This window comes from Micromonospora sp. C51 (genome assembly GCF_018070435.1).
Classification (GTDB): Bacteria; Actinomycetota; Actinomycetes; order Mycobacteriales; family Micromonosporaceae; genus Micromonospora; species Micromonospora sediminimaris.
The window spans coordinates 43,113-50,102 of the sequence record NZ_JAGPXQ010000043.1 but is presented as its reverse complement, the minus strand read 5'-3'; the positions used below and the strand labels follow the sequence as shown (position 1 = coordinate 50,102).

Genomic DNA, 6,990 nt, shown 5'->3' with positions numbered 1-6,990 from the left:
GGCGAGGGGGAGGCTGGCGGGAGGGTTGGGAGGGTGCGGGAGGGAGGGGGCGGGAGAGGTGTTTGGGGCGGCGGAGGTTGGCACCGCGCAGGAGGCGGACGATGTCGCGGCTGGGTACGACCTGAGCACCGAGCCAGACGGCCATCGAGAACCGCTCCGCGGGAATGTCGTAGTGATCCCGATCGAAGCCCCGCCCCGGGGCGCCCAGCATCTCGGCGAAGACGTGCACTTCGGCGAGGGAGACGTCGCTGATCAGGTGCGACCAGAGCCGGCCCCGCCCCGGCCAGGCCGGCCGGTCCACGTAGATCACCCAGCCACCGTACCCGCCGCCGACTCAGGTTGATGATCACAAGTGGCCGGTCGTAACCTCGGCCGCATGGCCACCTCCCCGCTCCTCGACGACCTGCGTGCCGCCCTCGGGCCGGACGCGGTGCTCACCGATCCTGACCTGCTGCGCGGGCACGAGCGGGACGAGGCTGACCTGTGTGCCTCGGCGACGCCGCTGGTGGTGACCCGCCCGCGCAGCACCGAGGAGGTCGTCGCGGTGGTCCGGGCGGCCGGGCGGCACGGCGTACCGGTGGTGCCGCAGGGTGCCCGCACCGGGCTGGCCGGCGCGGCGAACTCCGTCGCCGACGCGGTGGTGATCAGCACCACCTCGATGAACGCGATCCTGGAGATCGATCCGGTGAGCCGGATCGCGGTCGTCCAGCCGGGGGTGGTCAACGCCGCGCTCACCGCCGCCGTGGGTGAGCAGGGTCTGTGGTACCCGCCCGACCCGGGTTCCTGGGAGTCGTCCACGATCGGCGGCAACGTCGCCACCAACGCGGGCGGCATGTGCTGCGTCAAGTACGGCGTGACCACGGAGTACGTGCTCGGTCTGGAGGTGGTGCTCGCCTCCGGCGAGGTGCTGCGCACCGGCCGGCGCACCGCCAAGGGCGTGGCCGGCTACGACCTGACCCGGCTCTTCGTCGGCTCGGAGGGCACCCTCGGAGTGATCACCGAGGTCACCGTGGCGCTGCGCCCCGCGCCGGCGGAGTCGCTGACCCTGGTGGCCGTGTTCGGCTCGACCGCGGGCGCCGGCGAGGCGGTGGCCCGGATCGCCGCCCAGGGGCTCTCCCCCAGCCTGCTGGAACTGCTCGACCGCACCCATCTGCGGGCGATCGAGGCGTACCGGCCGATGGGGTTGCGTACCGACGCCGAGGCGCTGCTGCTGGCCGCCGCCGACACCGGTCCCCGGGCGGCGGCGGACCTGGCCGAGTTGGCTGCGGTCTGCGCGGCGGCCGGTGCCGAGGAGGTGTACGCGGCCAGCGACGCCGTGGAGGCCGCCGCGCTGTTGCAGGCCCGCCGGTCGGCTCACCCGGCCATGGAGAAGTACGCCGCGGAGGCGTACCCGGGCGGCAGCGGTGGCCTGATCATCGACGACCTGGCGGTGCCCCGGGGAGCGCTCGCCGCGCTGCTCGACGGGGTGGCCAGGATCTCGGCCGAGTGCCAGGTGCCGATCGGGGTGGTCGGTCATGCCGGTGACGGCAACATGCACCCCAACATCGTGGTCGACCGAGCCGATCCGGCGAGCCTGGAGCGTGGCCGACGAGCCTTCGACGAGATCATGCGGTTGGGGCTGGACCTGGGCGGCACCTGCACCGGTGAGCACGGCGTCGGGCTGCTGAAGCGGGACTGGCTGGCCCGGGAGATCGGTCCGGTGGGCGTACGGGTGCACCAGGCGATCAAGGCGGCGCTCGACCCGACCGGCCTGCTCAACCCCGGAAAGGTCCTCTGACCCGCTCAGCCGTCAGCCGACCATCTCGGCGGGCGTGTTCTGCGTGAGCAGCAGCAGGATCTCCTCGGCCACCGGCGGTCGCTCCTCCCCCGGACAGTCCTGCGAGGTGATCAGACCGGCTGCGGTCAGCAGGCTGGAGGTGAGTGAGCCGACGCAGCTGACCCGGTAGCCGCGGGCCTCGTCGGTCTCCCGCGCCAGCTCCGGCTCGGCCAGCAGCTGCTGAAGCCGCTCTCGCTGCTCATCGGTCAACGCGCCGGTCGAGGTGACTCCGTCGCCGGCACAGTTGGCGCACTCCCAACGCCCGTCCGGTTCCACGTTCAGGGTGCGCAGCGGACCGTCGGCCCCGTCGTTCTGGAGCAGGCTGACCCGGCCCTTTCCGGTGGTGGCCCCCGCGCCGCCGGGTTGCCCGGCGGCCGGCGCGCTCGCCTCCACGGGCGGTTCGGAGTTGTCGCCGAAGGGCGCACAGCCGCCGAGAGCGACCGCCAGTAGGACGATGCCGGGCAGGAGGGCCAGTCGTGATCGGGAAAGCGCCATCACTCGCGGAACTTACCCCACCGTAGGTAGGGAGCGTAACCCGTCGGAGAGATATCCATGCTCGACGATCTCCAGAGTGGATCTCTCAGCGGGCCACCCCCGCCGCGCCGTCGTCAGCGCCCCGATCCGCAGCGTAGCCGCGCACGTCCGGCGCGCCGAGTCGGGCGGCGTCGGCGGTCGCGTCGTCCGGCATCAGCTGGGACTGTCGCTCGGCCTCCACCCGGCCCCGGTAGTGGGTGACCTCCCGCGCCCGCCGAGCCGCGTCCCAGCCCAGCACCGCACCCATCAGCTCAGCCGCGTGCTCGGCCGACTCCAGGCCCCGGTGGTTGGTCTCGATCGAGATCCGGGTACGCCGGGTCAGCACATCCTCCAGATGCAACGCCCCTTCGGCGCGGGCCGCGTACGTCACCTCGGCGGCGAGATATTCCGGCGCGCCCGCCAGCGGGGAGGCCAGCAACGGGTCGGCGTCGATCAGGGCGAGCATGTCGAGGGTCAGGCTTCCGTAGCGCTCCAGCAGGTGCTCCACCACGCCCACCGGCAGGCCGTGGCGGCGGGCCAGGTCCGCCCGGTCCCGCCACATGGCCGCGTACCCGTCCGCGCCGAGCAGCGGCAGATCGGCCGTACGCGACACCCGTTGGCCACCGAGCCGTCGCATCGCCCGGTCGACCACGTCGGCGGCCATCACCCGGTACGTCGTGTACTTGCCGCCGGCCACCAGCAGCAGCCCGAGCATCGGCTCGATGACGGCGTGCTCCCGGGAGAGTTTCGAGGTGGAGTCCGCCTCGCCGGCCAGCAGCGGACGCAGCCCGGCATAGACCCCTTCGATGTCGGCGGTGGTCAGCGGGCGGTCCAACACCGTGTTGACCTGCCGGAGCAGGTAGTCGATGTCGCTGGCGGAGGCCGCCGGGTGTGAGCGGTCCAGCCGCCAGTCGGTGTCCGTGGTGCCGATGATCCAGTGCCCGCCCCACGGGATGACGAAAAGGACACTGGTGGCCGTACGCAGGATCAGCCCGGTCTCGCCGGTGATCGCCGAGCGGGGCACCACCAGGTGCACCCCCTTGGACGCCCGGACCCGGACCCCGGGCCGCAGCCCGACGTCGTTGAGCATGCGGGACATGTCGTCGGTCCAGACACCGGTGGCGGCGATGACCGTACGGGCGCGTACCTCGAACTCGGCTTCGGGTGAGCCGGCGGGCGCCTCCAGGTCACGGACCCGGACCCCGGTGACCTCCCGTGCCTGCCGGATCAGCCCGACCGCCCGGGCACTGCTCACCACGGTCACGCCCAGGCTGGCGGCGGTGCGCGCCAGGGTGACCACCAGGCGGGCGTCGTCGACCTGCCCGTCGTGGTAACGGATCGCGCCGGCCAGGCCGTCCGAGCGCAGGCTCGGGAAGACCCGGCGGGCACCCTCCCGGCTCAGGTGCCGGTGCAGCGGCATGCCCCGACCGCCGCCGAAGAGGCCGGCGAAGGCGTCGTACGCGGCCACCCCGGCGCCGTAGTAGGCCCGCCGCAGCAGTCGGGCGGGCAGGTCGCGGACGCCCTGCCCAGCGGGGAGCGGCACCAGGAACGGCACCGGCCGCACCAGGTGCGGCGCCAGCCGGGTGGCCAGCAGCCCGCGCTCGGTCAGCGCCTCGTGCACCAGGCCGAACTCCAACTGCTCCAGGTAGCGCAGGCCACCGTGGATCAACTTGCTGGACCGGCTGGAGGTGCCGGCGGCGAAGTCGCGGGCCTCGACCAGGGCCACCTTGAGGCCCCGGGACGCGGCATCGACGGCCGCTCCGGCACCGGTCACCCCGCCCCCGATCACCAGCACGTCGAACCGCTCGGCGCGCAACCGACGCAGGTCGGCGGCGCGGCGGGCGGGCGACAGCTGCCCGGCAACGGACCGCAGAACGTTCGGATCACGCACCCGTCCACGTTAACCGGCCCGGTCCTCCCCCGACACGTGCCGGCCCGGGGACCTCGATCCGTTGCCCGCCGGATCTGTCCGACGGCGCGGCGGCTGCGTCGTACTGTGTGCGGATGCGGGCGGAACCCACCACACCCGGCTCGACCGCCAGCCCCTGGGCGATCGTCGCGGCGGTTCTCGCCGGCTGCTGGACGGTCGCGGTCACGGTCCTGGCCCAGACCGGCGGCTGGGCCGTGGACCAGGTGGTGCTGATCGGCGGGCTGGACCGGCTGGTCCCGCTCTGGCCGGTGGCCTGCCTGCTGACCGTGCTGCTGATCGCCGCCGCGACGCTGCCGTTGGCCCTCGTTCCCCGCTCGGCGGCGGTCCGCGTCACCGGCCGGCTCTGGTTCGCCGGTGCGCTCGTACTCGGCCTGCTCGGGCTGCTGCGGACGATCCCCCCGGTGCACCACGAGGCGTACCTCGGCGCGCTGGCCCTCGTGGCCACGCTGCTGGCGGTGGTGACGACCCGGCTGCCCTCCCACGTCCTCGGCCCCGGCCGGCTCGCCGAGACCTGGCGGCCCGCGCATCCGCCCGGTGACTTGGGGGGTAAGGAAACCGCCGCGCCCGGGGACGGCTCGGGCTCAGGCACCACCGAGCACGCAGACGCCTCGGGCGTCCGGGTGGGTGTCCCGACCGGGCGTCCGGCGCGACTGGATGGACAGCCGTCGGTGGCGGCCCTGCTGGCGGTGGCCGCCGGGCTCGCCCTGCTACTGCCGTGGGTCTGGTGGGGGGCACTCGGCGGACTGGTGGAGACCGTGCTCGCCGGGCTGGCTGCGGCGGCCGTCGGCGTGCTGGCGGCGACGCTGCTCGACGTTCGGTTCTGGGGCCACTTCGGGGCCGACGAACCACCTCGACCGGCCCGGCTGGTGCTGCTGGGCGGGCTCGTCGCCGGGGTGGTGCTGCTGCTGGTCGGCGCCGGCACCGGCCATTCCGGCGCGCAGTTGCCCCTGCTGGTGACGCTGCCGCCGGCCGGTTTCGCGGTGGCCGCGTTGCGGGCCGTGAGTCGCCGGCCGGCCGCCGGCCGTGGTGTCGCCCACCCGGGCACGAGCCGTGTTCTGCCGGATCAGCCGGTCGCCGGGGGCGTCGTGGCCCACCATCCGGCCGGGCCAGGCGGTCGGACGCCGACCGCCTGGCTGGTCGGGCTCGGTGTGTTCGGCCCGCTTGCCTTCACCGACCCGGAGGAGGTCAGCCTGCTGCTGGTCGGCAGCCGCGACGTGCCGTTCTGGGTCGCGGCGGCGACCGGTGTCGGCCTCGCCGTCGGACTGGTGCTGGCGGTCGGCTACGGCCTGCTGCTGGCGCGCCGCTCGGCCCGCACGCCGAGCCGGTTGCTGGCCGCGGCGAGCGCCCTGACGCTGCTGGCCACGGTCGGTCTGGTCGGCGCGACCGCCGGTCAGCCAGGGCTGCACGGGGAGCGGCTCTTCGTACTGCTCCGCGAACAGGCGGACCTGAGCGGTGTGCCCGGCGGGCCGGGTCAAGCGGGCCGGGACGCACGCGCCGAGGAGGTCTACCGGCGGCTGGTCGACACCGCCGACCGAACCCAGGCCGACCTGCGGCGGGACCTGCGGCGGGCTCGACTGCCACACACCCCCTACTACCTGGTCAACGCGATCGACGTGGCTGGTGGGCCGGCGGTACGGGCCTGGCTGTCCAGCCGACCGGAGGTGGATCGGGTACTGGTCAGCCAGCGACTGCGTCCGTTGCCGGCGCCAGCCGACAGCGCCACCGGCAGCGCTCCGCCCCCGTCCGGCCCGCCGTGGAACATCACCATGATCGGCGCGGATCGGGTCTGGTCCGAACTCGGCGTCACCGGCGACGGAGTGACCGTGGGCAGTTCCGACTCGGGAGTGGACGGGCGGCATCCGACGCTGGCCCAGGGTTTTCGGGGCGGCGACGACTCGTGGTTCGACCCGTGGAACGGCAGCGGAGCGCCGACCGACCGCAGCGGACACGGCACCCACACGATGGGCAGCGCCGTCGGGCGGGGCGGCATCGGTGTGGCCCCCGGCGCGCAGTGGGTCGGTTGCGTCAACCTCGACCGCAATCTGGGGAACCCGGCCGCCTACCTCGACTGCCTCCAGTTCATGCTGGCGCCTTTCCCGCTCGGCGGCGACCCGTTCCGACAGGGGCGGCCCGCCCGGGCGCCGGAGATCCTGACCAACTCGTGGGGCTGCCCGCCGATCGAAGGCTGCGATCCCTCGGCGCTGCGGCCGGCCACCACAGCGCTGGAGGCCGCCGGGATTCTCGTCGTCGCGGCGGCCGGCAACACCGGCCCGTTCTGCGGCTCCGTGCAGGATCCGCCCGCACCCTACGCGGACGTGCTGACCGTTGGCGCGGTGGACGACCGGCGGCGGGTCACCGCCTTCTCCTCCCGTGGTCCGACGGTCGCCGGAGTGACGAAACCGGATCTGATGGCGCCGGGGGCGGAGGTCATCTCCGCGATGCCCGGCGGCGGGTACGCCGTGCTCGACGGCACCTCGATGGCCACACCACAGGTGGCTGGCGTGGTCGCGTTGATGTGGTCAGCCAACCCGGAACTCGTCGGCGACCTTGACCGGACGCGGCGGATCCTCCGCGACACAGCCGACCCGATCGAGACCAACGACCCGGCCCGGGCGCGGACCGACGAATGTGGCGGCCCGGCGAACATCGTGGGCGCCGGCCTGGTCGACGCGTACGCGGCCGTCTCGGCGGCCCGTGGTTGATCGCCATTCGGGCCGGTACCGGCGTCCGG

Annotated in this window: 5 protein-coding genes; 2 read left to right on the top strand and 3 right to left on the bottom strand. The window is 74.0% G+C overall.

The window, feature by feature from the left end; all coding sequences use genetic code 11:
* Positions 1–310: DUF4031 domain-containing protein (locus KBX50_RS27735; RefSeq protein WP_210940722.1), on the bottom strand; the 310-nt coding region annotated here is incomplete at its 3' end.
* A gap of 66 nt (positions 311–376) precedes the next feature.
* Here KBX50_RS27735 and KBX50_RS27730 point away from each other — a divergent pair.
* Positions 377–1,777: an FAD-binding oxidoreductase gene (locus KBX50_RS27730; protein ID WP_210940720.1), complete on the top strand. Its 1,401-nt coding sequence runs from the start codon at positions 377–379 to the stop codon at positions 1,775–1,777.
* A 12-nt stretch (positions 1,778–1,789) separates the two neighbouring features.
* Here KBX50_RS27730 and KBX50_RS27725 read toward each other — a convergent pair whose 3' ends face one another.
* Both KBX50_RS27725 and KBX50_RS27720 read right to left on the bottom strand, forming a co-directional pair.
* The gene (locus tag KBX50_RS27725) at positions 1,790–2,311 is read right to left on the bottom strand and encodes a hypothetical protein (protein ID WP_210940718.1); all 522 of its coding nucleotides are present in this window, start codon (positions 2,309–2,311) and stop codon (positions 1,790–1,792) included.
* 85 nt (positions 2,312–2,396) lie between these two features.
* Entirely contained in the window at positions 2,397–4,220 is a 1,824-nt protein-coding gene (locus KBX50_RS27720; RefSeq protein ID WP_210940716.1) for a glycerol-3-phosphate dehydrogenase/oxidase, read from the bottom strand.
* A 113-nt stretch (positions 4,221–4,333) separates the two neighbouring features.
* Here KBX50_RS27720 and KBX50_RS27715 point away from each other — a divergent pair, with 113 nt between their 5' ends.
* Positions 4,334–6,961: a S8 family serine peptidase gene (locus KBX50_RS27715; protein ID WP_210940714.1), complete on the top strand. Its 2,628-nt coding sequence runs from the start codon at positions 4,334–4,336 to the stop codon at positions 6,959–6,961.
* Positions 6,962–6,990: the final 29 nt, after the last annotated feature.

Bases quoted from the DNA above. Each gene is read 5' to 3' on its own strand.
- KBX50_RS27715 (WP_210940714.1), top strand. From the start codon at position 4,334: ATGCGGGCGGAACCCACCACACCCGGCTCGACCGCCAGCCCCTGGGCG.
- KBX50_RS27725 (WP_210940718.1), bottom strand. From the start codon at position 2,311: ATGGCGCTTTCCCGATCACGACTGGCCCTCCTGCCCGGCATCGTCCTA.
- KBX50_RS27730 (WP_210940720.1), top strand. From the start codon at position 377: ATGGCCACCTCCCCGCTCCTCGACGACCTGCGTGCCGCCCTCGGGCCG.